This window comes from Streptomonospora halophila, assembly GCF_039542725.1.
GTDB classification, from domain to species: Bacteria; Actinomycetota; Actinomycetes; order Streptosporangiales; family Streptosporangiaceae; genus Streptomonospora; species Streptomonospora halophila.
This window is the reverse complement of sequence record NZ_BAABIK010000004.1, coordinates 169,915-196,694: the sequence shown is the minus strand read 5'-3', so window position 1 is coordinate 196,694 and position 26,780 is coordinate 169,915. Positions and strand designations below refer to the sequence as shown.

The window sequence follows — 26,780 nt, the reverse complement described above, 5'->3', positions numbered from 1 at the left end:
ATGGTCTCGCTGCGCAACCACGCGTCCACCGGCCGGGGCGCCCCGGCCCCGGGCTCGGCCGCGCCCTCGCTCGCCAACCGCTGGCGGGCGCTTCCGGCCCTGGTGCGGTTCCCGCTGGCCGCGGCCGCCGCCTTCGCCGCGGTCGTCGCGCTGATGGGGGTCACCGGACCCACCGGCGACCTGCGTATCGGCAGCGTGGGCTACTACATGCTGGCCATCGCCGGCCTGCAGCTGCTCATCGGCTACAGCGGGCAGATCTCCCTGGGCCACGGCGCGTTCATGTTCATCGGCGCCTACACCATGGCGCTGCTCGTGCTGAACCAGCCCGCGCTGCCCCTGTGGCTGAACATGGTGATCACCGTGGTGCTGAGCTGCGCGGCCGGGGTACTGGTCGGCGCCGCCACGGCACGGCTGCACGGCCCCTACCTCGCGGGCGCGACCCTGGCGCTGGCCGTGGGGCTGCCCTCGCTGACGGTGCGCTTCCCCGAGCTGCTCGGCGGCAGCAACGGACTGGCCTTCTCCACCCGCGGCGCGCCCGCCGCTCTGGCGGGCGTGGTCACCGACACCCAGTGGCAGTCCGCGGCGGTGTGGCTGACCACGCTGGTCTGCCTGGTCGTGCTGGCCACGATCAGCGCGGGACGGCTGGGCCGGCGGATGCGCGCGCTGCGCGACGACGAGGCGGCCGCGGGCCTGGCCGGAGTCCCGGTGGGCCGCACCAAGGTGATCGCCTTCGTCGTCAGCGCGGGCGCCGGCGGGCTCGCCGGCGCCTGCCAGGCCTATCTGCTGGGCACGGCCACGCCCAGTTCCTTCACGGTGACGCTGTCGCTGAGCCTGCTCGCGGCGCTGGTGCTGGGCGGGCTGGGCAGCATGTGGGGCGCCTTCTTCGGCGCGGTCGCCCTGGTCTACGTGGAGGTGTGGGGCGAGGAGCTGGCCCACGCGCTGTCCCTGGACACCGACGTCGCCAACAACCTGCCGATCGTGTTCTTCGGCGTGCTGCTCATCGTCGTCGTGCTCGTGTGGCCGCACGGCCTGCACGGGATGCTGCGCAGCCTCGCCGGACTGGTCCGCCGCGGGCGCTGACCAACCCACCCCGCACCCCGCCCGCACCCCGTCCCCGACCCACCGCCCGGGAGAAAACATGAGATCACGCATCGCCCCGGCCGCCGCCCTGACGGCGGCGGTCCTGCTGGCCACCTCCTGCGGAGGAGCCGGCGAAGTGCAGGAAGGCGCGGCCGCCGACCTGGACGTCTCGACCGGCGTCACCGACAGCAGCATCAAGATCGGCTCGCACCAGCCGCTGACCGGACCGGCCGCCCCCGGCTACAGCCAGATCTCCATCGGCGCCCAAGCCGTGTTCGACTACGTCAACGACAACGGCGGCGTCAACGGACGCGAGATCGACTACGTCGTCAAGGACGACGCCTACGACCCGGCCCGCACCATCGAGGTGACCCGGGAGCTTGTGCACAACGACGAGATCTTCGCGATGCTCGGCGGCCTGGGCACGCCCACCCACTCCAAGGTCGTCGACTTCCTCGACAAGGAGGGCGTGCCCGACCTGTTCGTGTCCTCGGGCGCGCTGATGTGGAACCAGCCGGACAAGTACCCGCTGACCTACGGCTTCCAGGTGGACTACACCAAGGAGGCCAAGATCCAGGGGCAGTACATCGCCGAGAACCTGCCCGACGCCAAGGTCGGCTACCTGCACCAGAACGACGACGTGGGCGCCGACTCCGAGGCCGGCCTGGAGCAGTACATCGCCGAGCAGCGCGTGGCCGTGGAGTCCTACGACTCCGGCAACACCGACCTGGGCCCGCAGATCGCGGCGCTGAAGGAGGAGGGCGCCGAGGTGGTGGTGTGCTCGTGCATCCCGGCGTTCACCGCCCTGGCGATACTGGAGTCGGCGAGCATCGGCTACGACCCGCAGTTCGTGGTCAGCACCATCGGCGCCGACACCGCGACGCTGAAGGGCCTGCTCTCGGAGTTCGCGGCCGAGGCCGGCAACGAGGACCTGCCCGTCGAGGAACTGCTGGACGGGATGATCTACACCGGCTACCTGCCCGCGGTCACCCAGGAGGAGGACCCCTGGATCGAGCTGTACGCCGGGATCTACGACGAGTACGCCGACAGCGACAGGCCGATGACCAACACCACGGTCTACGGCATGGTGCAGGCCACCCTGATGTCCAAGGCACTGATGGCGGCGGGCGAGGACCCCACTCGGCAGAGCCTGATCGACGCCGTGCACGGCCAGGACTGGTCGGGGCCGGGCCTGGTGCCGTTCGCCTCCTCCGAGGGCGACCACGGCGGATACTCCGGGGCACTGGTCATGGAGTTCCGCGCGGGCAAGGAGCCCGAAACCCTGCAGGAGGCCCGCGTCACCGACAACGCCGGCGGCGAGATCACCGAGGCCGGCGACGTCGAGCGGCCCTCGCCCGAGGAGTTCGGCTTCCACGGCGAGGGCTAGCCAGCGGGGCCGCGGCAGCGCCCGTCGCGAACGGCGCGCTCGGGTGCACCCCGGCCCACGCGCGGGACGCATAAGCCGACGCGGGGCGCCCGCGGCAGAGCGACGCCGCCGGGCTCCCCGGGTCGGTGCCCGGTCCGAGCGGACCGGGCGCCGGCCCGAACCCCGGTGCGGCCGGGACGTCCGGCACGCCCGCAGAACACCGCAAGCGAGGGGACAGGCGGGCAAGCGCGTTCCGCGGCGGAACACGCGGGCCGCCGCCAATCCCGGTGGTCCTGCGCACATTTCCGGGCCCGCTTTCCGTTTGCACGGGATTGAACCCCGCATGGGGAATTCTGTGGCGAATCCGCGGGTGGCGGGGACGAAGGTCCCGACTACGGCCGGGCGGCGATTCGATGCGGATTCCGCATGGAATCGCGCGGCCCGCCGCGCAGCCGATCGGATCGCTGCGCCGCCTCTCCGGAAACGGCCGCGGACGACGGATTAGCCGATCGCCGCCCCGCAGGTCCTCCGGCCCGCACCGCCGGAGACCGCGGAGACCCCCGGGGTCCGCGGGTCCGCGAATCGACGCCGTCCGGCGGCAGGTACAGTCGTTGACACAGGCAAGGAGTGCGGGCAATACTCGCATTCGATCGGGAAGGCCAACGACCGGATCGGTCGCACCTCGATTCTCACACTGCGGAGCCATTCGGTCACCTGGCCGAGCGCTTGTGCTGTGCGCGGGCTCCGCACCGGAGGGGCGATTCGAGTCGGCGCTCGAATAACGGCACAGGAGGGCGTGCGATGCTCAACAAGGACCACTCTCCCTCACCCCGGGGGTTCGCGGAGGTGGTGCGTTCGCTGTTCGCTGAACCGGACCTGCGCGCGACGCTCCAGCGGATGGTGGACCTGGCGGTGACCACCGTCCCCGGATGCGACTACGCCGGCGTGAGCCTGGTGGAGTCGCGGACCAGTCTGCAGACCCCGGTGTGCACCCACGACATCGTGCGCCGCAGCGACGCGCTGCAACTGGAGCTGGGCGAAGGCCCGTCGCTGGACTCGATGAGCAAGGGGACCTACGTCTACCTCCCCGACCTCACCTCCTCCACGCGCTGGCCCAGATACGCCGCCGAGGCCGCCAAGCTGCCCATCGGCAGCCTGCTGAGCTTCCGGCTGTTCACGGCGCGCGAGACGCTGGGGGTACTGATCCTCTACGCGGCGCGCCCGCAGTCCTTCGGCGAGGACGCCCACGAGGTCGGGGTCATCTACTCGGCGCAGGCGGCCTCCGCGCTCGCCGCCAACCGGCACATCGCCAACCTCAGCCGCGCCCTGGACACCCGCGAGACGATCGGCCAGGCCCAGGGCATCCTCATGGAGCGCCACCACATGACCGCCGACCAGGCCTGGGAGCGCCTGCGGGAGGCCTCGCAGAAGCTCAACGTCAAGCTCGCCGAACTCGCCGAGAAGATCGCCCTCACCGGCGAGGACCCCACCTCGCCCGTGGACTGACCCCCTTCCTTCCCGCCCCCTCCCGGTCCCCCGCACCCGCTCAGCCGATGTAGCGCCGCGCCGCCGAGCGGCCCTGCGGCGCCTCCAGCAGCCGCAGCCCCTCCTCCACCCGGGGCGGCACCGGTCGGCGCTCGCCGAGCACCCACGGCAGCCCGGCCAGCGCCTCGGCGACCGCCGCCGCGCTGGCCGCATCCCCGGGCACCGAGGCCAGCACCCGTCCGGTGCGCCGCAGCGCCGCGCCCGCGGGACGGCGCAGCCACGCCGTCCACAGGGTGTTGCGGATGCCCAGGCGGCGCCGCGCCCTGCTGTCGCGGGCGCGGGAGGGGGCGTGGTGCACCCGCATCTCCTCGATCCAGCACATCCACCACCCGGCCGCGGCCAGGTCCAGCGACAGCAGCTCCTCCTCGCCGCCCAGCCACAGCCGCTCGTGGAAGCCCCCGGCGTCCCGAAACGCCGACGCGCGCAGGACGGAGGCGCCGGCGAGGATGCTCAGCAGGGCGGGGCCGGGCAGGTGCGCCGGGGCCGGGACCGGCGAGTCGCGCAGCTCGGGGGTGATGGGGTCCTCGCGCAGCGACGGCTCGACCAGGATCCGCGCCGTCAGCGAGGCCGCGTCCGGATGGGCGTCCAGCAGGTCGGCCGCAAGCGCGAGCGATCCCGGCTCCCACCAGGTGTCGTCGTCGCAGAAGGCGATGTAGGGGGTATCCAGTGCCTCGGCTCCGAGGTTGCGGCCCACCGCCCCCAGGTTGGCCCCCGCGCGCAGCAGCGCCGCATCGGGGAAGGACGCGGCGACGGCGTCGGCGCTGCCGTCGCGCGAGCCGTTGTCGACCACCACGATCGGGGGCCGCTCGGGCAGGGCCGTGAGCCGTTCCAGGACGCCCAGCAGCTCGCCGCGGCGGTCGCGGGTGATGACCACCGCGCCCACACGGGGATCGGGGCGGCCCGGGCGGCTCACCGCCGCTCCAGCAGGCGCAGGTCGCGTTCGACGCGGGGCGGGAGCCGTCGCCGCTGCACCAGCGCGCGCGGCAGGCCGCGGTCGCCGCCCGCCACGGCGCGCCGGGCCGCGGGCTCCCGGCTGCCCGCGCGCGCCAGCCGGGCGGTCTCGGCCAGCGCCCGCTCGGCGGGGCGCCGCATCCAGCAGACCAGGACGCGGTTGCGCAGGTCCAGGCGCCGCCGCCAGGCGCTGGGCGGGCGGTCGGCGGAGGGGTGGTGGCGGGCGCGCACCTGCGGGAGGTAGCAGGCCTCCCAGCCCAGCGCTGCGAGGTCCTGAGCCAGCAGGGCCTCCTCGTGGGTGAAGAACAGCAGGTCGCTGAACCCGCCGGCGTCGAGGAACGCCTCGCGGCGCACGACCGCGGCGCAGGCGAGGAAGCCGAGGACGCGCGGGCCGGGCAGGCCGCGCGGGGCCGGCCCCAGTCCGGCGGCCAGCTCCTCGTTGATCGGGTCGGGGCGCGCGTCCTCGCCGACGAACGTGGCCGCGGCGACCAGGCCCAGGCGGGGATGGGCGTCGAAGGCGGCCGCGGCGCGCTCCAGTGCGCCCGGCTCCCACCAGGAGTCGTCGTCGCAGAAGGCGATGTAGGGGGCCGGGTTGGCGGCGACGCCGTCGTTGCGGGCGGCGCATCCGCGGTTACGGGCCAGCTCCACCACGCCGGCGCCGGGCGAGGCCGACCGGACGAGGTCGGCGGTGCCGTCGCTGGAGGCGTTGTCGACCACGGTGACCGGCGCGTCCGGACAGGCCGAGGAAAGCCGGCGCAATGTCCGGGCAAGGTCCGCGCGGCGGTTGCGGGTGGCCACGACGACCCCCACCCGCGCACCCGCCGGGTTCGCCTCCGCACGCGGTCGCATGCCGCGATCCGGCGCGCCGCGCCGCCGCTCGGGATCCGCGCTGTCGCCCACTACCCGATACCCCCCATAAACACACACACCGCCTGACGAAGGAAAGCGATTGCGTGAGATTTCCTATGGCAAAGACCACTGTTGTCCTCACCCCGTCTACCCTGCGGCTTCGTAATCTCACGCGTTAATTAAGCGCAAAACCGGGCGGAATCGGACGGGGGCGGGCTGGCTTAATCGCGCATATCTCGATATGGTCAACGTGTTGTGCAGGAGGTCCGACAGCGCGGCCTACGACGCCATCATGTGCGTCCCGGCCCCCGCTGCGGTGACCCACCGCACAGTACGGGGGAGCCACATCGCCGGCATGGTGCACAACATGCCGTGCGATCCGGGGGCATGTGGTCGGTGGTCAACTCCGATCGCAGAAGGAACGTTGACGATGAGCGCATCGAGCACGCTCCGCGAACGAGAGACCGCAGTACCGCGTCCGCGCAGTTCCCGAGGGAACAGCAAAACCGACGAAGCCTACTACACCCGCACGCGGGAACTGTTCGCGCAGCTCAAGGGTGGGTCCGCGGGCCCGGCCGAGCGTGATGAGATCTATCGGAACCTGGTGGATCTGCATGCTCCGGTCGTACGCCGCATCGCCCGCCGCTACCGCAACCGCGGTGAGCCCGAGGAAGACCTGCGCCAGGTTGTGACAGTCGGCCTGGTCCAGGCGATCCGCGATTTCAATCCCGACTACGGCAAGGAGTTCATCTCCTACGCCCTGCCTATGATGACCGGAGAGGTCAAGCGCCACTTCCGGGACCGCACATGGGCGATTCGGGTGCCGCGCAAGTATCAGGAGAAGCGGCCCGAGCTCAACCGGGTGACCTCGTCGTTCGCCCAGGAGCACGGCCGCTCGCCCACGGTCGCCGAGATCGCCGAACGGCTGGAGATGAGCGTCGACGACACGCTTGAGCTCATCGACGCCTCGTCGGCCTACAGCGCCCTGTCCCTCGACGTGCCCTACGGGGCCGAGGAGGAGGACAAGACGCTGGGCGACACGCTCGGCGAGGAGGACCACGACCTGGAGAACGTCGCCGACCGGGCGTCGTTGCGGCCGGCGCTGGCAACCCTCTCGCCGCGCGACCGGCGGATCGTGCTCCTCCGGTTCGCGGGCAACAAGACCCAGGCCGAGATCGCCGAGATCGTCGGCCTCTCGCAGATGCATGTCTCGCGGACCCTTTCGGCGTCCCTGGCCAAGCTGCGCAAGCAGCTGGTACCCGACGTCTGAGGGATCGGCCGACGGTTTCACGCGCAGGTCCCCGGGGCGCCGAGGCGCCCCGGGGACCCGTTCGTGCGGTGCCGTCCACCCTGCTGCGGCTCAGGCCTGCGGGCTCAGGCGCGGCCCGCGGTCGGTTCCACCGTACGGTCCTCCCCCGGCGCGGCGGCCGCCCGGGTGCGCACGAACCACGCGACGGTGCGCCGCAGCCCCTCCTCCATCGGCACCAGCGGGCGCCAGCCCAGCGCCCGGGCCGCCAGCGACGTGTCGGGGCGGCGGAACCGCGGATCGTCGGCGGGACGCCCCACCGCGACGATGGGCGAGTCGGAGCCGCAGACGCCGCGCACCAGCTCGGCGAGCCGGCGCATGGACAGCTCGTGCGGACTGCCGATGTTGACCGGGCCGACGATGCCGGAGCGGGCCAGGGCGATCAGGCCGCGCACCGTGTCGTCGACATAGCACACCGACCGCGTCTGCATGCCGTCGCCGGAGACGGTGATGGGCTCTGCGGCCAGCGCCTGGCGGATGAAGGTCGGGACCGCGCGGCCGTCGTCGGGGCGCATCCGGGGCCCGTAGCTGTTGAAGATGCGGGCGATGCCGACGTCGGCGCCGCGGGAGCGGTGGAAGGCCATGGTCAGGGCCTCGGCGTAGCGTTTGGCCTCGTCGTAGACGCTGCGCGGGCCCACCGGGTTGACGTTGCCCCAGTAGCTCTCGTGCTGGGGGTGGTGCAGCGGGTCCCCGTAGACCTCGCTGGTGGAGGCCAGCACGGTGCGGGCACCGTGCTCGGCCGCCAGGTCCAGCGCGTTGCGGGTGCCCCGGCTGCCCGCCTCCAGGGTCTCCACGGGCAGGCGCAGGTAGTCGCGCGGCGACGCCGCCGAGGCCAGGTGGAAGACGGTGTCGACGCGCCCGGGAACCACCAGCGGGTGTGTGGCGTCGGCCTCCAGCGTGCTGAACCCGGCGCGGTCGGCCAGGTGGCGCACGTTCGCGGCGGAGCCGGTGGCGAAGTTGTCCACGCAGACGACCTCGGCGCCGGCGTCCAGCAGGTGCTCGCACAGGTGCGAGCCGACGAAACCGGCGCCGCCGGTGACGACGGCGCGGCCGATGTGTGCCTGACTCATGATCCCCCCATTGCTCGCGGTGCACCGGCGAAGCGGCCCCGGGTCAGGGCCAGGACGTCTCCTGCGAGGGGCAGACGACGAGTTCGCGCACCTCGCACCCGGGCGGCTGGGCCAAGGCGAAGACGACGGCCCGCGCGACGTGCTCGGGCTGGTTGAGGCGGGCGTCGGGACCGGGCCGGTAGGCCTCGGGGCGGTCGTCGAAGAACGCGGTGTCCATGCCGCCGGGGACCAGCAGCGTCACGCCGATGCGCCCGGCGGTCTCGGCGGCGAGTGCGCGGGTGAAGCCCATGACGCCGGCCTTGGAGGCGCAGTAGGCGGTGGCGTCGGGGACGGCGCGCGTGCCCAGCGTCGAGGCGCAGTCGACCACGGTGCCGCGCGAGGCCTCCAGGTGGGGCAGGGCGGCGCGGACCACCGAGGCGGTGCCGATGAGGTTGACCTTGACGACGCGCTCCCAGTCGTCGGCGTCGACCTTGTCCAGCGGCCCGCAGGCGTCGATCCCCGCCGCGTTGACGACGGCGTGCAGGCCGCCGGCGCGGTCGGCCGAGCGCTGGACGGCGTCCTCGGCTTCGGCGCGGTCGGCGATGTCGGCGCACACGTAGTCGTAGTCGAGGCCCTCGGCCGGGCGGGCGCGGTCGACGACGAGCGGCCGACCGCCCTCCTCCGCCACGGCCCGGGCCACGGCGGCTCCCAGGCCGGAGGCGCCACCGGTGATCAGTGTGTTTCCGAGCGGTCGCATTTGCGTACTCCCTCCACCTCGTGTTCTCGACCGTCTGGGCGGACGCGCACGGGGGCGTGGTGCGGGCGCGCCCCGGCGGTGCTCAGGGGGGCGTGCGGCTGCGGGCGGCCACCATGCGGCTGGTGGAGCGCCCCGGAAGCAGCGGCAGGATGACCGCCTGGCCGCCGCCGGCGGTCACGGCGGGCAGCTCGGGCAGTTCCTCGGCCGCGTAGTCGCCGCCTTTGACCCACACGTCGGGCCGCAGCCGCTGGACGACCCGGACCGGTGTCGGCTCGTCGAAGACGGTGACCGCGTCGACGCACTCCAGCTCCGACAGCACACGCACCCGGTCCTGGGCACAGGTGAGGGGCCGGTGCGGCCCCTTCTGCGCGCGCACGGCGGCGTCGCTGTTGAGGCAGACGATCAGGCAGTCGCCGAGCGAGCGTGCCCGGCGCAGCAGGCTGACGTGCCCGGCGTGCAGCACGTCGAAGCACCCGCCGGCGGCGACGACCCTGCCGCCGCTGCGGCGCACGCGCTCGGCCAGCGCATCGGCGCTCTCCCCCAGGCCCAGTGGCAGCGCCCCGGCCATGGGTCCCGACTCCGCCGTGGCGCCCGCGGCGCCGTTGCCGACGAACCGGGAGGCCGCCTGGACGCTCTCGGCGACGGCGTCGGCCGTGTCGGCGCCGGTGCGCAGGGCCCCGGCGGCGGTTCCGCTGAAGCGGTCGCCGGCGCCGCAGGCATCGGCCTCGGACACGCTCACCGGTGCGGGGAAGAAGCGGCCCGGCCCGTCCGGCGGCGCCCAGGCGGCGCCCTCGCCGCCCAGGGTCACCGCGACCGAGTCCGCCCGCCAGGTGCGGGCCAGGCGCGCCGCGATCTCGCCGGCCCGCTCGGGGTCGGCGGCCCCGGCGCCGGCCTCGGCCGCGTTGGGGGTGACCAGGGCCGCACCGGTGACGGGCGCGGGGCCGCGCGGGTGCGGGTCCCACACCACGGGCCGGCGCCGGGCGGCGCGGGTCAGCGCCTCGCGGACGGCGGGCAGTTCGACCACGCCGCGGCCGTAGTCGGCGGCGAGCACGGCGCCGGCCCGGCCGATCACCTCGGCCGCGCGTGCGTGGTCGCCCGCGGTGTCGGGGCGGCCCTCGCCGTCGTCGACGCGCAGCAGGGTCCGCCCGTTCGCCCGGATGCGCGACTTGACCGGGGTGGCCCCGGACTGGTCCAGGCGCACCAGGGTCAGCGCGTCCTGCAGCAGCTCGGCGACGCGCTCGCCGGGGCCGTCGTAGCCCAGGGAGCAGACCAGCACGACGGGGTGGCCGTCGCGGGCCGCCAGCCATGCGGCCAGGGCGGCGCCGCCGGGGCGGTGCCGGGCCCCGCAGGCCTCCAGCACCGGCGCGTCCTGGCCGTGCCCGGTGGTGCGGCGATCGCCGACGACGTCGACGTCGAGGAACGCGTCGCCGACGACGACCAGCGGCCCGCGGGCGCGGCTCACGCCGCCCCTTCCGCGGACAGCCCGGCCCGCCGGGGGGCCGGCGCGGCCGCGCCGCAGACGGCGTCGACCTCCTCGCACATCAGGTGGATGAGCGAGAGGTGGACCTCCTGGACCGTGGCCGGGTCCGGCGAGGGGACCGCAAGGCTCTCCTCGCACACGGCCTGCAGCGCGCCGGGGGACGCGCCGGCCAGCGCCCAGGTGCGCAGGCCGATCTCGCCTGCGGTGGCGGCCGCGGCGACCACGTTCTCGCTGCTGCCGCTGGTGGACAGGCATATCAGGATGTCGCCCGGGCGGGCGTGGGCGCGCAGCTGGCGGGCGAAGACCTGGCCGTAGCCGTAGTCGTTGGCGATGGCGGTGAGGCTGGAGGTGTCGGCGTGCAGGCAGATCGCCGAGAGCGGGATGCGCTCGGTGGCGAACCGCCCGGTCAGCTCGGCGGTGAGGTGCTGGGCCTCGGCGGCGCTGCCGCCGTTGCCGCAGGCGAGCAGCCGGCGCCCGCGCGGCAGCTCCTCGCCGAGGATGCGGCCCCACCGCACGGCGCACTCGCTGTCGACGCCCTCCAGCGCGCCGCTCAGCCGCTTCAGCCGGGGATGCATCAGACACCTCCCGCGGCCAGGGCGGCGGCTTCGCCCGCCGGTTCGGGCACCTCGCGGCCGCGTTCGCGCAGCACGCTCGCGTAGCAGTCCTCGGTCTGGCGGGCCACCCGCGGCCACGTGTAGCGCACGGCGGCGCGGTCGGCGGCCGCGATCCCCAGGCTCTCGCGCGTGACGGGGTCGGCGAGCAGCATGCGGATCCAGTAGGCCAGGGCGCGGGCGTCGCGCGGCGGGACGAGCCGGCCGGTGACGCCCTGGACGACGGTGTCGAGGTGGCCGCCCACGTGGGAGGCGATGACGGGTACGCCGCAGGCCATGGCCTCGACGGTGCTCATGCCGAAGGGCTCGTACCAGGGCACGTTGACGGCGATGTCGGCCGAGCGCAGCAGCTCGGGCACCCGCGAGCGGGGCACGCCGCCGGTGAAGACGACGCGGTCGGCCACACCGGCCTCCTCCGCGGACGCGCGCAGTGCGGCGATCTCAGGGTCCTCGTCGATCCGCTCCGGCGGGGCCCCGCCCGCGACCACGAGTTCGGCGTCGGGCACCCCGGCGAGCGCGCCGATTGCGGTGCGGATCCCCTTGCGGGGCACCAGCCGGCCCAGCGTGAGGATGCGGGGGCGGTCGCCGCGTTCGGCGGCGGGCCCCTCGGGGCGGAAGGCCTCGCAGTCGACGGCGCAGGGGACCACGGCGATCCGGTTGCGGGCGACGTTCCAGGTGCGCAGCTCCCGGCGCTCCTGGCCGGAGGTGGCGACGATCCGGTCGACCCCGTGCGCGACGGCGCGCTCGACGCTCTCCCGCTCGGGGGGACTGGTGTCGTCGGGGCCCTGGTGGCGGCGCTTCTCGGTGCCCAGGGCGTGGAAGGTCTGCACCACGGGGGTGCCGGTCGGCGCGGCCGCGTCCAGGGCGGCGCGCCCGCTCATCCAGAAGTGGGCGTGGACGATGTCGGGGCGGTCGCGCTGCCACGCCTCGGCGAGGCGTTCGGCGAACTCGCCCATGTAGGGCAGAAGCTCGTCCTTGCTCAGCGGGTGCGGCGGTCCGGCGTCGACGTGGTGCACGCGGACGCCGGGCGCGAGCTCGACGTTCTCGGGCTCGTCGGGCCCGCTGCGGCGGGTGTGGACCACGACCTCGTGGCCGCGTGCGCCCAGGGCGGCGGCCAGCTCGGCGACGTGCACGTTCTGCCCTCCGGTGTCCTGCTCGCCGAGGGCCGCCAACGGGCTTGCGTGTTCGGAGACCATGGCGATTCTCACCGTGTCACCTCCTGGAGTATCCGGTCCCAGTCGTCGAGGAACCGGTCGACGGAATAGCGGCGCAGGGCCGCACGGCGCGCGGCCCGGCCCTGCTCGGCGGCGCGGGCGGGGTCGCGGACGAGCTCGCCCAGCGCCCGGTGCAATGCGTCGACACGGGTTGTCGCGAGTCCCGCGTCCAGGGGAATCGCCTCGCCGGCCTCGGTGGCGGCCAGAGCGAGGACGGGCATGCCCAGCAGCATCGCCTCGATGAGGGAGAGTCCCAGCGAGGTCCAGCGCACGGGGTGCAGATAGACGCGCCTGCGGGCCAGTTCGGCGTGCAGGCGGTGCTGGGGGAGGTCTTCGTAGGCGCGCAGCCGCTCGGGGGGCAGGCCGAGCGCGGCGGGCGCGCCGGCCGTTCCCATGCCGAAGAGGTCGAGGGCGGCGGCCCGGGAGAAGCCGGCCAGCAAGTCGGTTCCGGTGACGCGGCCGCGGCGCAGCGGCTCGTTGACCACCACGCCGGCCCGTTCGACCTCGCCGGTGTAGCGGTGGCCGGGGTCGAGGACGCCGTGCTCGACGACGGCGGTGGGCGCGCGGCCGCTGTCCCAGAACAGGTCGTTGAAGTGGGTGACGTGCACGATGGGGATGTCGGACTGCTCGGCGAGGGGGTGGCGGGTGTCGGGGACGCCGCCGCGCGGCGCGTTGTGCTCGACGTAGACGGCGGGGACGTCGCGTCCGGGGCGGCGCCCGCCCAGCCACCGCTCGGCGAGGTCGAGCTCGTGGGGGCGCTGGAGCACGACCGCGTCCACGGGCTCGTCGGCGAGCCGCTCGGGCGCGACCTCGACGGCGCCGCCGGGCCAGTCCCAGGTACGGGCGCGGCCGCGGCCGTCGGGGCCGCGGTCGGCGTCGACCGGCAGCAGGCAGCGGTGCCGGCCCTGCACGAAGGAGGTGGTCCAGGAGCCGTGGACGTGCCACAGGAGCACGCGCAGAGTGGACGGGCGCCGCGGCTCGCGGCGCTCGGCGGGGCGGGACCGCTGCAGTGTCACGGCGCTCCTCGGTCCAGGTCGTCGACGGCGTCGAGGACGTCGTCGGGAGTCACTCGGTTGAGGCACGGATGGCCGGGCACGGGGCAGGTGCGGGCGCGGGTGCCGCGGCAGGGCGCGTCCTGGTCGCCGAGCAGCCGCACCCGGCTGCCCTGGGGCGCCCAGGCGGAGGCCGGCACGACCGGCGCGAACAGCGAGACCACCGGGGTGCCGACGGCCGCGGCCAGGTGGGCCGCGCCGGTGTTTCCGCTGACCAGCACCGACGCGGACTCCAGCACGCCGGCGAGCTCCGCGAGGCCGGTGCGTCCGCCCAGGTCCAGGCCGGCGTCGCCGGCCTCGCCGGCCACGGCCGCGGTCTCGGCCCGCTCGCCGTGGGTCCCGGTGACCACGACGCGCCGGCCCCGGGCCGCCAGCGACGCCGCGGTGCCGGCGGCCAGCTGCGGGGGTATGGCGCGGGCGGGCACCGAAGCGCCGGTGTGCACGGCGACGTAGCCGGGGCTTCCCGCCAGGTGGGCGGTGGGTGGCAGCGGGCGGCGCACGCGCGGCCTGCCGTCGTCGCCGGGCGGCGGCCGGTACCCGGCGGCCTCGGCCAGGCGCAGCATGCGCGCCGCCTCGGGCCGGGTGTGGTCGGTCCGGTGGCGCAGGTCCAGCAGGGAGCCGGGGTAGTCCTCGCAGGCCGCGCCGATCCAGCCCACCCCCGCCGTCCGCAGCAGCGCGGCCAGCGGCAGCGGCGACTGGTGGAAGGAGGTGAGGACGAGCGCGGCCGACGGCGCTTCGGCCCGGACGGCGGCCACGAGCTCGTCGGCGCTGTCGCGGGTCAGCGGCGGCGGCTCGGGGTCGATCCAGGGGGCGCACCACTCCAGGACGCGGTCCACCCCGGGCAGCAGCTCGGCGGCGGCGCGCCCGCGCGGGCCGGCGAGCAGCACGAGGCGATCGGCACCGGCGGCGACCGCCCGCACGGCGGGGCCCGCCAGCAGCACGTCGCCGACGTTGTCCATGCGGGCCACCAGCACGGTGCCGCCGCGCGGCGCCGGGCGCCCTTCGGCGGCGGTCATGCCGCACCGTCCCGCAGCAGGCGGCGCACGGCACCGGTCAGCCGCGGCGCGGTCTCGGGCGCCGCCGCCACCGCCGCGGCGCGCGTCGCCGGGCCGGGCACCAGCACGGAGCGGGCGCCGGCGGCGCGCGCGGCCTCGACGTCGGCCCCGATGTCTCCGATGACCGCGCACTCGCGGGGGCTGAGGCCCAGGTCGGCGGCGGCGGCCTCGATCAGGCCGGTGCGCGGCTTGCGGCACGTGCAGCCGTCGTCCTCGCCGTGGACGCAGACCCGCCACGCGTCGAAGGGGCCCAGGCGCTCCTCCACGGCGGCGTTGACGGCCTCCAGCTCGGCGGGGGTGATGAGGCCGCGGGCGACGCCCGACTGGTTGGTCACCACGCCCACACGCAGTCCGGCGGTGCGCGCCCGCTCCAGCGCGGCGCGCGCGTGCGGCAGCGGCCGCACCAGGCCGGGGTCGCGGTTGTAGGGGACGTCGTGGACGAGGGTGCCGTCGCGGTCGAACAGCACGGCCTTGACGTGCCGTTCGCGGTGCGGCCGGGCTCGCCGGTGGCGCCACTCCCCCGCCACCCGCTGCGCGCACGCTGCCGGTGGGATGAGCGCGCTGGTCACCGCCATGCGCACGGTCTCGTCGCGGGTCCGCGGGCCCGGCGCGATCCGGCGCCAGGCGAACTCGGCCGTGGCGGCCAGCCACAAAGAACCCAGCCCGGCGGCGGCCGCTGCCGAGGTCCGCGGGCCGAACAGCGGGGCGAGCAGCGGGGCGGCGGCCGCACCGGCGAGCGCCGCCGTGGCCGCCACGTGGCGGCGCAGCCGGCCCGGGGGCTCGCCGACGCGTGCACGCCAGCGGGGCCCGTGCAGGCGACGCATCAGCGCGTCGTCGGCGTTGCCCGCCTGCGCGGCCACGCTGCGCAGCAGCCGTGCGTCGCGGACCATCGGGTGCACGCTGCGCCGCGTCCCGGCGACCAGGGCGTAGCCGGCGTCGAGCACGCGCAGCGCGAGGTCGGTGTCCTCGCGGTAGGCGCGCTTGAGCCGGCGGTCGAAGCCGTCGGCGGCGGCCAGGGCGGCGCGGCGGTAGGCCATGTCGGCGGTGATCCAGCGGGCGCGGGCCAGCGCCAGCGTTCCGCGCTCGGCGTCGGTGGGGCGCCGTCCCCGGGGCGGCGGGACCTCGATGCGGCCCTGGCATCCCCCGACGCCGTCGCCGCAGGCCGCGAGGTCGGCGGCCAGCTCGGCGGGCCAGTCGTCGCCGGGAGCCACGTCGTCGTCCAGGAAGACGACCCAGGGTGCGGCGGTGCGGCGCCAGCCGACGTCGCGGGCGCAGGCCGGGCCCCGCCCGCCCGAGCGCAGCAGGTTGCCGACGCCGGGGTCGACGCCGGGCGGCGGGCCCTGCGGCGCGGGCCGGTCGTCCACGACGACGATCTCGGCGGGCGCGCAGGGGCCCGCGGCCAGCAGCGGGCGCAGGGTGCGCTCGAGCTCGGGGCGGCCCGCCGTCGGCACCACGACGGCGTAGGCGGGCGCCCGTTTCTTCTCCGCCCGCGCGGCGGCGGATGCGCGGTCCACGGGTCAGCCCTTCCCGTTCAGCCGGGAGCGCCGCACCGCGAACGGCCCGATGGCAAGCAGGTCCACCGGTGAGGACCCGAAGCACTCCAGGGCGTCCCGGGGGCTGTCGACCATGGGCCGCCCGGCGGTGTTGAGGCTGGTGTTGATCACGACGGGGACGCCGGTGCGGGCCTCGAAGCGGTGCAGGAGCCGGTGGAGCACCTCGTCGCCGGGCTCGACGGTCTGCACCCGCGCGGTGCCGTCGGTGTGCACGACGGCGGGGATGCGGTCGCGCCAGTGCTCGGCGACGTCGTGCACGAACAGCATGTACGGGCTGGGCAGCGGGCCGCGGGCGAAGATCTCGCCCGCGCGCTCGGCGGGCACCATCGGTGCGACGGGGCGGAAGCTCTCGCGGCCCTTCACGGCGTTGATGCGGTCGAGGTTGGCGGGATCGGTCGGGTTGGCCAGCAGGGAGCGGCGGCCCAGCGCGCGGGGGCCGTACTCGCTGCGCCCCTGGAACCAGGCGACCAGCTCGTCGCGCGCGAGCGCGGCGGCGACGGTGTCGGCGATGTCGTCGGGGCGCTCGTAGTCGAGGCCGGCCGCCTCCAGCGCGCCCGCCAGCTCCGCCTCGCTCCAGCCGCGCCCCAGGTCCGCGCCCGTCATGGGGGCGACGTCCTCGCCCGCTTGCCGTGCCAGGTGCAGTGCGCCGCCGAGCGCGGTTCCGGCGTCGCCGGCGGCGGGCTGCACCCAGACGTCCTCGAACGGGCCCTCGGCGGCGATGCGGGTGTTGGCGACGCAGTTCAGCGCCACTCCCCCGGCCATGGCCAGCCGCGGCAGGCCGGTCTCGCGGTGCAGCCAGGAGGCCAGCTCCAGCAGGACCTCCTCCAGGCGCCGCTGCATTCCGGCGGCGAGGTCGGCGTGGTCGGCGGTCACCTCGCCGCCGGGCGCGCGCCGCTTGGCGAAGGCGGCGAAGTCGATCGGTCCGACGCGGACGCCGCCGTCGCCGGTGGGGGCGATCATCTCGCGCAGGGCGCCGATGAAGCGGGGCGTCCCCGAGGAGGCCAGCGCCATGACCTTGTACTCGTCGCTGGAGCGCTGGAAGCCGAGGTGGTCGGTGAGGTCCTCGTAGACCAGCCCGAGCGAGTGCGGAAGGCTCTGGCGCGCCAGGATCTCCAGCTCGCCGCCGCGGTAGGCGCCGAGCAGGTGGGCGGTGTCCTCGCCGCGGCCGTCGGCGGTGAGCACGGCGCGGTCGCGCCCGCCGCCCGCGGGCGGGGCCGCCAGCCCGGCCGAGGCCGCGTGCGCGACGTGGTGGGGCACGTGGTGCACCCGGGCGGAGTCGAGGCCCGGCAGCGCGGTGGCCAGGAACACGGGCGCGCGCCGGGCGTAGAGGGTGCGCAGGTCCTCCCAGGCGGGGTCGAGCCGCTCCCCCTCCGGCCGGACCAGCGAGGGGTCGTAGGAGTAGGCGACGCCGTCGAGGTCCTCGGGCGCCAGTCCGGCGGTCTCCAGGCACCACCGCATGGACTGCTCGGGCAGCTCCCAGGCCGAGAACGGCACGGGGCGCTTGCCGTGCTTGCGCCGGTTGAACCGCTCTTCCTCGGCCGCGGCCACGATCGAGCCGTCGACGACGAGCGCTGCGGCCGGGTCGTGGAAAACGGCGTTGACACCGAGGAACCTCATGGTCCGTCGACTCCTTCCCCCCGTGGCCCCCGCCTCGTGCGGCGGTGGACGCCCCGCCCTGTGGGCACGATCAGTCGACTACCAATCGCAGCGACGCTGAAACGGGTGCCCTCCCGCATCGGGCACTATGGTCACGCTGTGTGACGAAGTGCGGGATGAGTACCGGAAGGCGAGCGGGTCGCGGGGGGCGCCGCCGGAGGCACCGGGCGGTCTGCAGGAAAGCGCCGCGCCCGCCGCTGAACGCCGGCGGCCCGCGCGCCGAGGCCGTCCTCGGCGGCCTGGGCCGCGACAGGGGTCGGGAGCCGCTCACCCGCGATGCGCATCGCCGCCGCCACCGCGGGGTGGCGCCACCGCGGAGTGCCGGCGGCGCGGTTCACCGGGGGGCGGCGTGCCGGAATCCGCCGCCGAGTCCGGCGGCGTGCACGAGGACCTCACGACACCCGCCTCGTCCGGCCCGTTCAAGCCGGTGCGCCTCCGGCCCCGGGCGCCGGCGGGGCGAGCGCCGGACAGCGGCCGCGGGCCCGGCCGGGCCCGCCCGAAGGCCCGGCCGGCCGGGGCCGCGGCGCGGCGGTCACGCCTGCGCGGGGCGGCTCTCCGCGGTGCGGCGGGTGCTGGTGTCCACGCTGAAGTCCAGCCCCTGCTCGCCGACCCGCACCGTCACGCGGTCGCCCGGCGCGAGCTCGCCGTTGAGCAGCCGGGACGACAGCGGATTGCCGACGCTGCGCTGGATCGTGCGCGCCAGCGGCCGGGCGCCGAACTCGGGCTGGTGGCCGGTCGCCGCCAGCCAGCGCACCGCGTCGTCGGTGAACTCGATGCCGATGTCCTGGGCGTGCAGCCTGCGCGCCGTCTCCTCCAGCAGCAGCCGGGTGATCTTCGCCAGCTCGTCCTCGGTGAGCTGGGCGAACACGATGATCTCGTCGACGCGGTTGAGGAACTCGGGCCGGAACTCGTCGCGCAGCCGCGCCATGATCCGCTCGCGGGTGGCGCGGTCGCGCTCGCCCTCCTCGGCGCCGATGAATCCGATCGGCCCTCCGCCGGTGATGAATTCCGACCCCAGGTTGCTGGTCATGATGACCACGGTGTTGCGGAAGTCGACGGTGCGGCCCTGCCCGTCGGTGAGCCGCCCGTCGTCGAGCGTCTGCAGCAGCAGGTTGAAGATGTCCGGGTGCGCCTTCTCGATCTCGTCGAGCAGGATGACGGAGTAGGGCGAGCGCCGCACCGCCTCGGTCAGCTGGCCGGCCTCCTCGTAGCCGACGTAACCGGGGGGCGCCCCGACCAGGCGCGCGGCGGTGTGGCGCTCCTGGAACTCGCTCATGTCGAAGCGGATCATCTGCTCCTGGGAGCCGAACAGCGCCTCAGCCAGGGCCCGCGCCAGCTCGGTCTTGCCCACACCCGTGGGCCCCAGGAACAAGAAGCTGCCGATGGGCCGATCGGGCGAGGCGAGGCCGGCGCGCGAGCGCCGCACCGCCTCTGCGACCGCGGTGACGGCCTCGTCCTGGCCGACCACGCGGGCGTGCAGCCGCTCCTCCAGCCCGGTGAGCCGCTCGCGCTCCTCCTGGGTGAGCTGGGAGACGGGGATCGAGGTGATCCGCGAGACGACCTCGGCGACGTCCTCGACCCCGACCACGGGCACCTGCTCGGGCCCGGTGTCGCGCACCTCGGCGATGGACTCGCGCGTCCGGTTGATCTCGTCGCGGGCCTGCGAGGCGGCTTCGTAGTCCTCGTCGCGGACCGCCTGCTCCTTGCGGGCCTCCAGCTCGCGCAGGCGCTCCTCCAGCTCGCGGACGTCGACGCTGGGCCGCTTGGCGCGCAGCCGCACCCGCGCGCCCGCCTGGTCGACCAGGTCGATCGCCTTGTCGGGCAGGAACCGGTCGGAGATGTAGCGGTCGGAGAGCTCGGCGGCCGCCACCAGCCCGTCGTCGCTGAAGCGCACCTGGTGGTGGGCCTCGTAGCGGTCGCGCAGGCCGCGCAGGATCTCCACGGTGTCTGCGACGCTGGGCTCGGAGACCAGCACCGGCTGGAAGCGGCGCTCCAGCGCCGCGTCCTTCTCGACGTTCTGCCGGTACTCGTCGAGGGTGGTGGCGCCGATCATGTGCAGCTCGCCGCGGGCCAGCGCCGGCTTGAGCATGTTGCCCGCGCTCATCGCGCCCTCGGCGCCGCCCGCCCCCACGACGGTGTGCATCTCGTCGATGAAGATCAGCAGCTTGTCGTCGTTGCGGATCTCCTCGATGATGTTGCGCACCCGCTCCTCGAAGTCGCCGCGGTAGCGCGTGCCGGCCACCACGCCGGCCAGGTCGAGCTGGACGAGCCGGCGCCCGCTGAGGGTGTCGGGGACGTCGTTGTCGGAGATCCGCTGGGCGATGCCTTCGACGATGGCGGTCTTGCCCACGCCCGGGTCGCCGATGAGCACCGGGTTGTTCTTGCGGCGGCGCGCCAGCACCTCGATGGTCTGCTCGACCTCGGACTCGCGGCCCATCACCGGGTCGAGCCGGCCTTCGCCGGCCAGGGCGGTGATGTCGGTGCCGAACTCGTCCAGGTTGGGCGTCGTGCTCTCCTGCTGGGCGGCGGTGCCGCTCTGCGATCCGGCGCCCGCGGGCGCGGGACCCGAGCTCGCCGCCGACTGCAGCGACTCGGGGGTCACGCCGGACTCGGCGAGCATGCGGCCCATCCGCGACTCGCCGTTGACCGCGAGGGCGAAGAGCATGTGCTCGGGAGCGATGAAGGGGCGGCCCATCGCCCGCGCTATCTGGTGGGCGTCGAGCAGCGTGCGCTTGGCCGCCGGGGTCAGCGCCGGCACGCCCGGCCCGGCCTGGGGTGCCCGCTCGGCCTCGCTCCCGGCCGACGCCGCCAGAGCCTCGGGGTCGGCCCCGGTGCGCTGGACCAGCTCGCGCGCCGGCGCGTAGCGCAGCACCGCCCACAGCAGGTGGGCGGCGTCCAGATCGGTCCGGTCGCTCTGGGAGGCGCGCGCGAGCGCCTCCGACACCACCTCCCGGGTGGCGGTGTCCATCAGCTTGGACAGGTCGACGCGGTGCGAGGCGCGGCGCGCGCCGCCGGAACCGAAGAAGCGCGCCAGGAACTCCTCGAAGGAGCGCGGGTCGTAGCCTCCGCCTCCCCCAGGGAAGTCGTGTGTCATCGCCGGGACCTCCTCATGGAACGGGGCGCCCCGCTGTTCGGGCGCCCCGGTGGCCGTGTTCGCAGGCTCTTCCTCACCCGTTTCCGGGGCCGGGCGGATTGTCGCCCTTGGGCTTGGCGGGCTGGGCGGGCACGCCGTGCGGCGGCGGGTTGCCCGGGGGCGCCTGCCCGCCGGTGCCGACCTCCGATCCGCCCCGGGCCGCCTGCGGGGTCTCCGGGTGGAAGTCCTGGTCGCCGCCGGAGGGCTCGGCGCCGTTCTCCAGCTCCCGCAGCCGCGATCGGAGGATCTCCAGCACCTGGGGCCGGTCGGCGTGTGCGGCCTCGTAGTCGATCAGGTCACGCATCTGCTCCTGTGTCAGCGCGCGGACGCGATGCTGCAGCGTTCCGACGGGCAGGCCCTCATAGCCCGCGATCGGCGGTGCGTTCCGCTCGGCGGACATGGAACATCACTCCGTTCCCCGCGTTCGGTCTCAGCGTCGGCGCGCGGCGCGCGGTCTCCGCCACGCGCCGAGGTCGCCTCCGGGACCGCCGCTACCCGTGGCCCCGTCGGCGAAACCGCCGGTCAGGCCGGGGCGCGCCGAGGGGGCAGGCGGGGCGCTTGCGCAGCGGCTCCGCCCCCACCGGGACGGAGGACGTTTGGACCGGCCGCGTCGTGATAGGGGGATAGCCGCGTGTGACCGCCGCTGAAAGGAGCCGCATGAACACCATCCCCGATGACCGCGAAGACATTCTGCACAAACCCAGCTTCGCGCACGTGGCGACGCTCGGTCCGCACGGCGAGCCGCAGGCCAACCCCGTCTGGATCGACTGGGACGGCGACCACGTCCGCTTCAGCCAGACCCGCGGTCGGCAGAAGTACCGCAACCTGCTGCGCGACGACCGCATCGCGATGTCGGTGCAGGACCCCGACGACCCGTACCGCTACGTGGAGGTGCGCGGCCGGGTGGAGTCGATCGAGGAGGACGACGGCAACGCCTTCATCGACCACCTGGCCAAGCGCTACCTCGGCCGGGACCGCTACCCGTGGGCCGCGCCGGACGAGGAGCGGATCGTGATCTCGGTGCGTCCCGAGCACGCCACGAAGCAGTGACCGACGGTGCGCCGCGCCCTCGGGGGCGTGGCGCACCCACGGGCGGTTGCGTCCGGCACGATTCGGCCGCGGCGCGTTGAGCGGGTAGAATTCCCGCCAGATCGTTCAATCCTCAACCAAATACGGAATCCGGGGCGGCCGTACCGGTACCGCGCCCGGCCCGCGCCGGCGGGCACCGCCGCGGCAGCGCCCTCCCGGCGCCGCACCCCGCCGCCGCCCGCGCCGAGGGGGGCGCGGCTTGCCCGGCCACCCGCGCGGGGCGCCGCCGAGCGGCCCCCGGGCACCCTGACCGCGCCCGCGAGACCGTCCGTCCCGGTCTCGCGGGCGCGCCCTTCGGCACAGCGTGCCGGGCGCGCTGATCGGGGCCGCCGACGCCGCCCGATTGTAGTCGCGGGCGGCCGACCGGGCTGCGCCCCGAGCCACCGCCGCGGGCCGCTCGCCGCAGCGCCCGGCCGCGTCCGCGCGCCCCTCAGCGCTCCGCCGGGCGCCCCGGCCTGCCCAGCCCGGCACTGCGCGGGATTCTCGCTCAGCTCTCCACCGCGTCCTCAGTTCTCCACCGCGTTCGCGGTGTTCTCGGGCCGCGGCACACGCGGGAACTTGAGGTCGAACGCCGGCCGCTCGCTGCGGATCCGCGGCAGCGTGGTGAAGTTGTGCCGCGGCGGCGGACACGAGGTGGCCCACTCCAGGGAGCCCCCGTAGCCCCAGGGGTCGTCGGTCTCGACCTTGGGCGCGGTGCGCGCCGTGTGCCAGATGTTCCAGAGGAAGAACAGCGTCGAGGCGCCCAGGACGAACGACCCGATGCTGGAGACGATGTTGAGCGCGGTGAACCCGTCGGAGGGCAGGTAGTCGGCGTACCGGCGGGGCATGCCCTCCACGCCCAGCCAGTGCTGGACCAGAAACGTGGTGTGGAACCCGACGAACAGCGACCAGAAGTGCGCCTTGCCCAGTCCTTCGTGGAGCATCTTCCCGGTCATCTTGGGCCACCAGAAGTAGAAGCCGGAGAACATCGCGAACACCACGGTGCCGAAGAGCACGTAGTGGAAGTGGCCCACGACGAAGTAGGAGTCGGTGACGTGGAAGTCCAGCGGCGGCGAGGCCAGGATCACCCCCGTCAGCCCGCCGAACAGGAACGTCACCAGAAACCCCACGGAGAACAGCATCGCCGACGGGAAGGTGAGCTGGCCGCGCCACATCGTGCCGATCCAGTTGAAGAACTTGATTCCGGTCGGCACGGCAATCAGGAACGACAGGAACGAGAACAGCGGCAGCAGCACCGCGCCGGTGGCGAACATGTGGTGGGCCCACACCGTCATCGACAGCCCGGTGATCGTCAGCGTGGCGGCGACCATCCCCCCGTAGCCGAACAGCGGCTTGCGCGAGAAGACCGGGATCACCTCGGTGACGATCCCGAAGAACGGCAGGGCGACGATGTAGACCTCGGGATGGCCGAAGAACCAGAACAGGTGCTGCCAGAGGATCGCCCCGCCGTGGGACGCGTCGTAGACCTGGGCCCCGAGGATGCGGTCGGCTGCCAGCGCCGCCAGCGCCGCGGTCAGCACCGGGAACGCGAGCAGGATCAGCACACCGGTGAACACGGTGTTCCAGGTGAACAGCGGCAGCCGGAACATGGTCATCCCCGGCGCGCGCATCACCGCGATCGTCGTCAGGAAGTTGACCGCGCCCAGGATGGTGCCCAGGCCCGACACCAGCAGGCCCAGCACCCACAGGTCGCCGCCCAGGCCGGGCGAGCGCACCTCGTCCGACAGCGGCGTGTAGGCGAACCAGCCGAAGCTGGCCGCTCCCGAGGGCGTGAGGAAGCCGCCGACGACCATCAGCCCGCCGAAGAGGAACAGCCAGTAGCTGAACATGTTGAGCCGCGGGAAGGCCACGTCGGGCGCGCCGATCTGCAGCGGCACGATCACGTTGGCGAACCCCACGAACAGCGGGGTCGCGAACAGCAGCATCATGACCGTGCCGTGGATCGTGAACAGCTGGTTGTAGCCCTCGTGGGTCACGACCTGCATGCCCGGCCACATCAGCTCGGCGCGGATCAGCATCGCCATCACGCCGGCCGCGACGAAGAACCCGAACGAGGTGATGAGGTACATCTTGCCGATCACCTTGTGATCGGTGGAGGACATCCAGCTGACGAAGGTCGATCCGCCGGCGATCGGACCGCGCTCATGCGAGGCCTCGCGCTCCGACTGCACGGTCTGGGTCATCGGGACTCCGTTCGTCTCGCCCGGGCACAGGCCGGGTCATTCGTGAAGGCGTGGACGCGGCCGCTCGGGTACCCGCAGGTCCGGGCCCGGGGGCGCGCGAAGCGGGGTGCCGCGGCGGTCGGGTGCTCAGACGGCGCCGACCGTGGCGGCGAGAAGTACCAGCGCCGACGTGAGCACGGCCGCCCACACCAGCAGGACGGCCGCCCAGGGCGCCGGCTCGCGGTCGGCCTCTCCGGCGTTTCGGGCGAGCCGCTCGGAATACGCGCGCATGCGCCGGCGGCAGTCGGGGTCCTCCCGGGCGAGGTGCCGGCCGATCCGGTCCAGCTTCGCCCGCTCACCGCGCTCCAGGGCCATCGCCGTCCTCCTGCTCTCCCCCGCCGTCCGGTACCGCCCGACCGGTCCCGGATCGGCGAGCGCGCCGCTACCCGCAGCGACGCCTGCCTAACCAGGGCTTCGCCCCGGCGCGTCCGGGCCCGGGCCGCCGCGGGAGCGGCGCGCGGCGTGGTTTGGCCCCGCGAGACCGCGGTAGTGGGCGCGCAGAGGCCGAGGAGCGACCCGGACGCCGCCGCCCGGCGCCGGAGCGGCGGGCGGGGGTGCGGGCCCCCTGGGCGAACCCGGTATCCGGGACAGCCGCAACGCAGGAGGATCCAATGGCCGAGCAGGTTCGGGAGATCATGACCCAGCCTCCCTACACCGTGTCTCCGCAGACGACGCTGTACGAGATCGCCGTCATCATGCGGGACAAGGACATCGGCGACGTGGTGGTGACCGAGGACGACTCGGCGCTGGGCGTGCTGACCGACCGCGACATCGTGGTGCGCTGCGTCGCCGACGGCGCCGACTGCGGCACCGCCACGGCCGGCGGCGCCCTCAGCGGCCGCCTGTCGGTGGTGGGCCCCGACGACAGCATCGACGAGGCCGTGCGCATCATGCGCGAGAGCGCGGTGCGGCGGCTGCCGGTGATCGACGCCGACCGCGTCGTGGGCGTCGTCTCGCTGGGCGACCTCGCAGTCGAGCGCGACCCCTCGTCGGTGCTGGCATCGATCAGCGGAAGCCGGGCCAACACCTGACCCGGCACGCCCGCCGATCCGGGCCCGGGCGGCGCTCCGCCCGGGCCCGCGCGTTTGCCCCGCACGGGCTGCGGTAGCGGCGCCACCATGAGCGGCGCCGCGGCGGCCACGGGCCCCCAGCGCGGCAGCGGGGAGGCGCGGCCGCGCCTGCTGGTGCTGCGCGCCCTGGGCCTGGGCGACTTCCTCACGGCGGTTCCCGCGTTCCGGGCGCTGGAGCGCGCCCACCCCGCAGCCGCGATCCACCTCGCCGCTCCCAGCGCCCACGCCGACCTGCTGTCGCTCGCGGGGCTGGAGTGGGCGGTGCTGCCGACCGCGGGCCCCCGGACCCCGCCGTGGCCCTATTCCGCACCGCCCGACACCGCGGTGAACCTGCACGGCAGCGGCCCCGGATCGGTACGGGCGCTGCGTGCGCTGGGGCCGGGGCGGCTGTGGACCCACGCCTCTCCCGGCGCCGGAGGGCCCCCGGGTCCCGAGTGGCCGGGGCGGTCCCACGACGTCGACCTGTGGTGCCGCCTGCTCGCCTACTACGGCATCAGTGCCGACCCCACCGACCTGCGGCTGCCGATTCCCCGGCCGCCGAAGGAGCACGCGGGCACCGCCGTCGTGCACCCGGGCGCGGCCTTTCCCGCGCGGCGCTGGCCGCCCGAGCGCTTCGCGGCCCTGGCTCAGCGGTTGGCCGCCTGGGGGCTCGACGTCATGGTCACGGGATCGGCGGCGGAGCGGCCGCTCGCGCTGGAGGTCGCGCACCGAGCCGGGCTGGGCGAGCAGCGGGTGCCGGCCGGGCGGACGCCGCTGCCGGAGCTGGCCGCCCTGGTCTCGCGCGCCGCTGTGGTGGTGTGCGGCGACACCGGCGTCGCGCACCTGGCGACCGCCTACGGTACGCCCTCGGTCGTGCTCTTCGGGCCGGTCGACCCCGCGTTGTGGGGGCCGCGCATCGACGCCGACCGGCACGCCTGCCTGTGGTACGGCGAGCCAGGCGATCCCCACGGCGGCGCGCCCGCTCCCGGACTGCTGCGCATCGGCGTGGCCGAGGCCGCCGCGGCCGCCGATCGGGTCCTGGGCCGCGCCCGGCCCGCCGCCCGCTCCGCCGCGGCGCGGGCACCGTACCGGCCGACCACGGCACCCGCGTCCGCATCGCCGCCGCCCTGAGTCGGCGCGGGCGCCGCTTCGCCCCCCGTCCGCACGCGGAGCCGGGCGGGCACGCGCGGCCGCTACCGCTCGTGCGCGCCCCCGCCGCTGCGCGCGCGCCGCCGGGACCGCTCGCGCGCACGGTCGTGTGCGACGGCCAGCAGCTCCTTCACCGCCTCCGCCGTCCGCGGTCCGGGGTTGACCACGGCGAGCCAGTTCAGGCCGGCGTAGACGGGATGGGCGGCGACCGCGTCGTCCGCGCCCGGGGCGGCCTGCGGGGCCGGCGGCTCCTCCGGCCCGTGCCCGGTCCACCTGCGGAACTCGTCGGCTCCGGCGGCGACGTTGACCCGGAAGGCACCCGGGCGGTCGAGCCGGGAGGAGGTGTCGTCGGGGTAGTCCTTCGTCACCACGGTCGCGAACGGCTGGGACCTCGGCACGGCTCCGTCGGGTGCGTAGTAGAAGAAGACGTCGCCCCAGGCGATTTCGGGGGTGCCGTCCCCCTCCCGCGGTTCGAGTACGAGGACGCCGTCCATCGCGCGGACGTGTTCGATGATGTCGTTCATCTCCATGTCCTCAAGCGTTACATTGAGGTGCTTATGAAGGCTTCCGACGCTTTTTCCGCCGGTCACCGTCCGCAAAGCCTGCAAACCGCA

At 74.9% G+C, this 26,780-nt stretch carries 23 protein-coding genes; 7 read left to right on the top strand and 16 right to left on the bottom strand.

Features of this window, described 5'->3' with window-relative positions; translation table 11 throughout:
* The 3 genes from ABEA15_RS05570 to ABEA15_RS05560 all read left to right on the top strand — a co-directional run bounded on the left by ABEA15_RS05570 (nt 1) and on the right by ABEA15_RS05560 (nt 3,952).
* On the top strand, nt 1-1,080 hold the full coding sequence (locus ABEA15_RS05570; RefSeq protein ID WP_345555744.1) for a branched-chain amino acid ABC transporter permease: 1,080 nt from the start codon (nt 1-3) through the stop codon (nt 1,078-1,080).
* 58 nt (nt 1,081-1,138) lie between these two features.
* Nucleotides 1,139-2,467, top strand: coding sequence for an ABC transporter substrate-binding protein (locus ABEA15_RS05565; RefSeq protein WP_345555743.1), 1,329 nt, complete (start codon nt 1,139-1,141; stop codon nt 2,465-2,467).
* 780 nt (nt 2,468-3,247) lie between these two features.
* Nucleotides 3,248-3,952: a GAF and ANTAR domain-containing protein gene (locus ABEA15_RS05560; RefSeq protein ID WP_345555742.1), complete on the top strand. Its 705-nt coding sequence runs from the start codon at nt 3,248-3,250 to the stop codon at nt 3,950-3,952.
* A gap of 40 nt (nt 3,953-3,992) precedes the next feature.
* On the opposite strand, the gene ABEA15_RS05555 is transcribed toward ABEA15_RS05560, so the two are convergent.
* A complete protein-coding gene (locus tag ABEA15_RS05555) occupies nt 3,993-4,904 on the bottom strand; it encodes a glycosyltransferase family 2 protein (protein ID WP_345555741.1) in 912 nt (303 codons plus the stop codon).
* On the bottom strand, nt 4,901-5,791 hold the full coding sequence (locus ABEA15_RS05550; protein WP_345555740.1) for a glycosyltransferase family 2 protein: 891 nt from the start codon (nt 5,789-5,791) through the stop codon (nt 4,901-4,903). Before ABEA15_RS05550 ends, ABEA15_RS05555 begins: the two co-directional genes overlap by 4 nt.
* A 430-nt stretch (nt 5,792-6,221) precedes the next feature.
* On the opposite strand from ABEA15_RS05550, the gene ABEA15_RS05545 reads away from it, so the two are divergent.
* Nucleotides 6,222-7,061 (top strand): SigB/SigF/SigG family RNA polymerase sigma factor, encoded by an 840-nt coding sequence (locus ABEA15_RS05545; RefSeq protein WP_344148288.1) that lies wholly within the window; start codon nt 6,222-6,224, stop codon nt 7,059-7,061.
* Between the two features lie 104 nt (nt 7,062-7,165).
* Here ABEA15_RS05545 and ABEA15_RS05540 read toward each other — a convergent pair whose 3' ends face one another.
* From ABEA15_RS05540 to ABEA15_RS05490, 11 genes are all read right to left on the bottom strand, one after another.
* Nucleotides 7,166-8,167 (bottom strand): UDP-glucuronic acid decarboxylase family protein, encoded by a 1,002-nt coding sequence (locus ABEA15_RS05540; protein ID WP_344148291.1) that lies wholly within the window; start codon nt 8,165-8,167, stop codon nt 7,166-7,168.
* Nucleotides 8,168-8,210: 43 nt separating this feature from the next.
* Nucleotides 8,211-8,903: an SDR family oxidoreductase gene (locus tag ABEA15_RS05535; RefSeq protein WP_344148294.1), complete on the bottom strand. Its 693-nt coding sequence runs from the start codon at nt 8,901-8,903 to the stop codon at nt 8,211-8,213.
* 82 nt (nt 8,904-8,985) lie between these two features.
* Nucleotides 8,986-10,365, bottom strand: a complete 1,380-nt coding sequence (locus tag ABEA15_RS05530) for a PfkB family carbohydrate kinase (RefSeq protein ID WP_345555738.1) — start codon at nt 10,363-10,365, stop codon at nt 8,986-8,988.
* The gene (locus ABEA15_RS05525; RefSeq protein ID WP_344148300.1) at nt 10,362-10,958 is read right to left on the bottom strand and encodes a D-sedoheptulose-7-phosphate isomerase; all 597 of its coding nucleotides are present in this window, start codon (nt 10,956-10,958) and stop codon (nt 10,362-10,364) included. Before ABEA15_RS05525 ends, ABEA15_RS05530 begins: the two co-directional genes overlap by 4 nt.
* Entirely contained in the window at nt 10,958-12,202 is a 1,245-nt protein-coding gene (locus ABEA15_RS05520) for a glycosyltransferase (protein ID WP_344148303.1), read from the bottom strand. The genes ABEA15_RS05525 and ABEA15_RS05520 overlap by 1 nt, the downstream gene beginning before the upstream one ends.
* Nucleotides 12,199-13,224: a glycosyltransferase gene (locus ABEA15_RS05515; RefSeq protein WP_345555737.1), complete on the bottom strand. Its 1,026-nt coding sequence runs from the start codon at nt 13,222-13,224 to the stop codon at nt 12,199-12,201. The genes ABEA15_RS05520 and ABEA15_RS05515 overlap by 4 nt, the downstream gene beginning before the upstream one ends.
* A complete protein-coding gene (locus ABEA15_RS05510) occupies nt 13,221-14,276 on the bottom strand; it encodes a glycosyltransferase family 9 protein (RefSeq protein ID WP_345555736.1) in 1,056 nt (351 codons plus the stop codon). Before ABEA15_RS05510 ends, ABEA15_RS05515 begins: the two co-directional genes overlap by 4 nt.
* Nucleotides 14,273-15,829 (bottom strand): HAD-IIIA family hydrolase, encoded by a 1,557-nt coding sequence (locus tag ABEA15_RS05505; protein ID WP_345555735.1) that lies wholly within the window; start codon nt 15,827-15,829, stop codon nt 14,273-14,275. Before ABEA15_RS05505 ends, ABEA15_RS05510 begins: the two co-directional genes overlap by 4 nt.
* Nucleotides 15,830-15,832: 3 nt before the next feature.
* Nucleotides 15,833-17,485, bottom strand: a complete 1,653-nt coding sequence (locus ABEA15_RS05500; protein WP_345555734.1) for a carbamoyltransferase family protein — start codon at nt 17,483-17,485, stop codon at nt 15,833-15,835.
* Nucleotides 17,486-18,056: 571 nt separating this feature from the next.
* Entirely contained in the window at nt 18,057-20,618 is a 2,562-nt protein-coding gene (locus ABEA15_RS05495; RefSeq protein WP_345555733.1) for an ATP-dependent Clp protease ATP-binding subunit, read from the bottom strand.
* A gap of 73 nt (nt 20,619-20,691) precedes the next feature.
* Nucleotides 20,692-21,057, bottom strand: a complete 366-nt coding sequence (locus ABEA15_RS05490; protein WP_345555732.1) for a DUF8129 domain-containing protein — start codon at nt 21,055-21,057, stop codon at nt 20,692-20,694.
* Nucleotides 21,058-21,314: 257 nt separating this feature from the next.
* Here ABEA15_RS05490 and ABEA15_RS05485 point away from each other — a divergent pair, with 257 nt between their 5' ends.
* Entirely contained in the window at nt 21,315-21,707 is a 393-nt protein-coding gene (locus tag ABEA15_RS05485; protein WP_344148322.1) for a PPOX class F420-dependent oxidoreductase, read from the top strand.
* Between the two features lie 545 nt (nt 21,708-22,252).
* On the opposite strand, the gene ctaD is transcribed toward ABEA15_RS05485, so the two are convergent.
* On the bottom strand, nt 22,253-23,929 hold the full coding sequence (gene ctaD / locus ABEA15_RS05480) for an aa3-type cytochrome oxidase subunit I (RefSeq protein WP_344148325.1): 1,677 nt from the start codon (nt 23,927-23,929) through the stop codon (nt 22,253-22,255).
* Nucleotides 23,930-24,055: 126 nt separating this feature from the next.
* The gene (locus ABEA15_RS05475; RefSeq protein WP_344148328.1) at nt 24,056-24,283 is read right to left on the bottom strand and encodes a DUF3040 domain-containing protein; all 228 of its coding nucleotides are present in this window, start codon (nt 24,281-24,283) and stop codon (nt 24,056-24,058) included.
* A 296-nt stretch (nt 24,284-24,579) separates the two neighbouring features.
* Between ABEA15_RS05475 and ABEA15_RS05470 the strand changes: the two genes are divergently transcribed.
* Nucleotides 24,580-24,999, top strand: a complete 420-nt coding sequence (locus ABEA15_RS05470) for a CBS domain-containing protein (RefSeq protein WP_344148331.1) — start codon at nt 24,580-24,582, stop codon at nt 24,997-24,999.
* Between the two features lie 87 nt (nt 25,000-25,086).
* Nucleotides 25,087-26,148 (top strand): glycosyltransferase family 9 protein, encoded by a 1,062-nt coding sequence (locus ABEA15_RS05465; protein ID WP_345555731.1) that lies wholly within the window; start codon nt 25,087-25,089, stop codon nt 26,146-26,148.
* Between the two features lie 62 nt (nt 26,149-26,210).
* Here ABEA15_RS05465 and ABEA15_RS05460 read toward each other — a convergent pair whose 3' ends face one another.
* Nucleotides 26,211-26,690, bottom strand: a complete 480-nt coding sequence (locus ABEA15_RS05460) for a DUF6194 family protein (RefSeq protein ID WP_345555730.1) — start codon at nt 26,688-26,690, stop codon at nt 26,211-26,213.
* Nucleotides 26,691-26,780 lie beyond the last annotated feature (90 nt).

Coding starts and splice junctions, on each gene's coding strand:
- ABEA15_RS05495 (WP_345555733.1), bottom strand. CDS start 20,618: ATGACACACGACTTCCCTGGGGGAGGCGGAGGCTACGACCCGCGCTCC.
- ABEA15_RS05500 (WP_345555734.1), bottom strand. CDS start 17,485: ATGAGGTTCCTCGGTGTCAACGCCGTTTTCCACGACCCGGCCGCAGCG.
- ABEA15_RS05525 (WP_344148300.1), bottom strand. CDS start 10,958: ATGCATCCCCGGCTGAAGCGGCTGAGCGGCGCGCTGGAGGGCGTCGAC.
- ABEA15_RS05490 (WP_345555732.1), bottom strand. CDS start 21,057: ATGTCCGCCGAGCGGAACGCACCGCCGATCGCGGGCTATGAGGGCCTG.
- ABEA15_RS05465 (WP_345555731.1), top strand. CDS start 25,087: ATGAGCGGCGCCGCGGCGGCCACGGGCCCCCAGCGCGGCAGCGGGGAG.
- ABEA15_RS05565 (WP_345555743.1), top strand. CDS start 1,139: ATGAGATCACGCATCGCCCCGGCCGCCGCCCTGACGGCGGCGGTCCTG.
- ABEA15_RS05470 (WP_344148331.1), top strand. CDS start 24,580: ATGGCCGAGCAGGTTCGGGAGATCATGACCCAGCCTCCCTACACCGTG.
- ctaD (WP_344148325.1), bottom strand. CDS start 23,929: ATGACCCAGACCGTGCAGTCGGAGCGCGAGGCCTCGCATGAGCGCGGT.
- ABEA15_RS05535 (WP_344148294.1), bottom strand. CDS start 8,903: ATGCGACCGCTCGGAAACACACTGATCACCGGTGGCGCCTCCGGCCTG.
- ABEA15_RS05560 (WP_345555742.1), top strand. CDS start 3,248: ATGCTCAACAAGGACCACTCTCCCTCACCCCGGGGGTTCGCGGAGGTG.
- ABEA15_RS05540 (WP_344148291.1), bottom strand. CDS start 8,167: ATGAGTCAGGCACACATCGGCCGCGCCGTCGTCACCGGCGGCGCCGGT.
- ABEA15_RS05475 (WP_344148328.1), bottom strand. CDS start 24,283: ATGGCCCTGGAGCGCGGTGAGCGGGCGAAGCTGGACCGGATCGGCCGG.
- ABEA15_RS05510 (WP_345555736.1), bottom strand. CDS start 14,276: ATGACCGCCGCCGAAGGGCGCCCGGCGCCGCGCGGCGGCACCGTGCTG.
- ABEA15_RS05485 (WP_344148322.1), top strand. CDS start 21,315: ATGAACACCATCCCCGATGACCGCGAAGACATTCTGCACAAACCCAGC.
- ABEA15_RS05460 (WP_345555730.1), bottom strand. CDS start 26,690: ATGAACGACATCATCGAACACGTCCGCGCGATGGACGGCGTCCTCGTA.
- ABEA15_RS05550 (WP_345555740.1), bottom strand. CDS start 5,791: ATGCGACCGCGTGCGGAGGCGAACCCGGCGGGTGCGCGGGTGGGGGTC.
- ABEA15_RS05570 (WP_345555744.1), top strand. CDS start 1: ATGGTCTCGCTGCGCAACCACGCGTCCACCGGCCGGGGCGCCCCGGCC.
- ABEA15_RS05545 (WP_344148288.1), top strand. CDS start 6,222: ATGAGCGCATCGAGCACGCTCCGCGAACGAGAGACCGCAGTACCGCGT.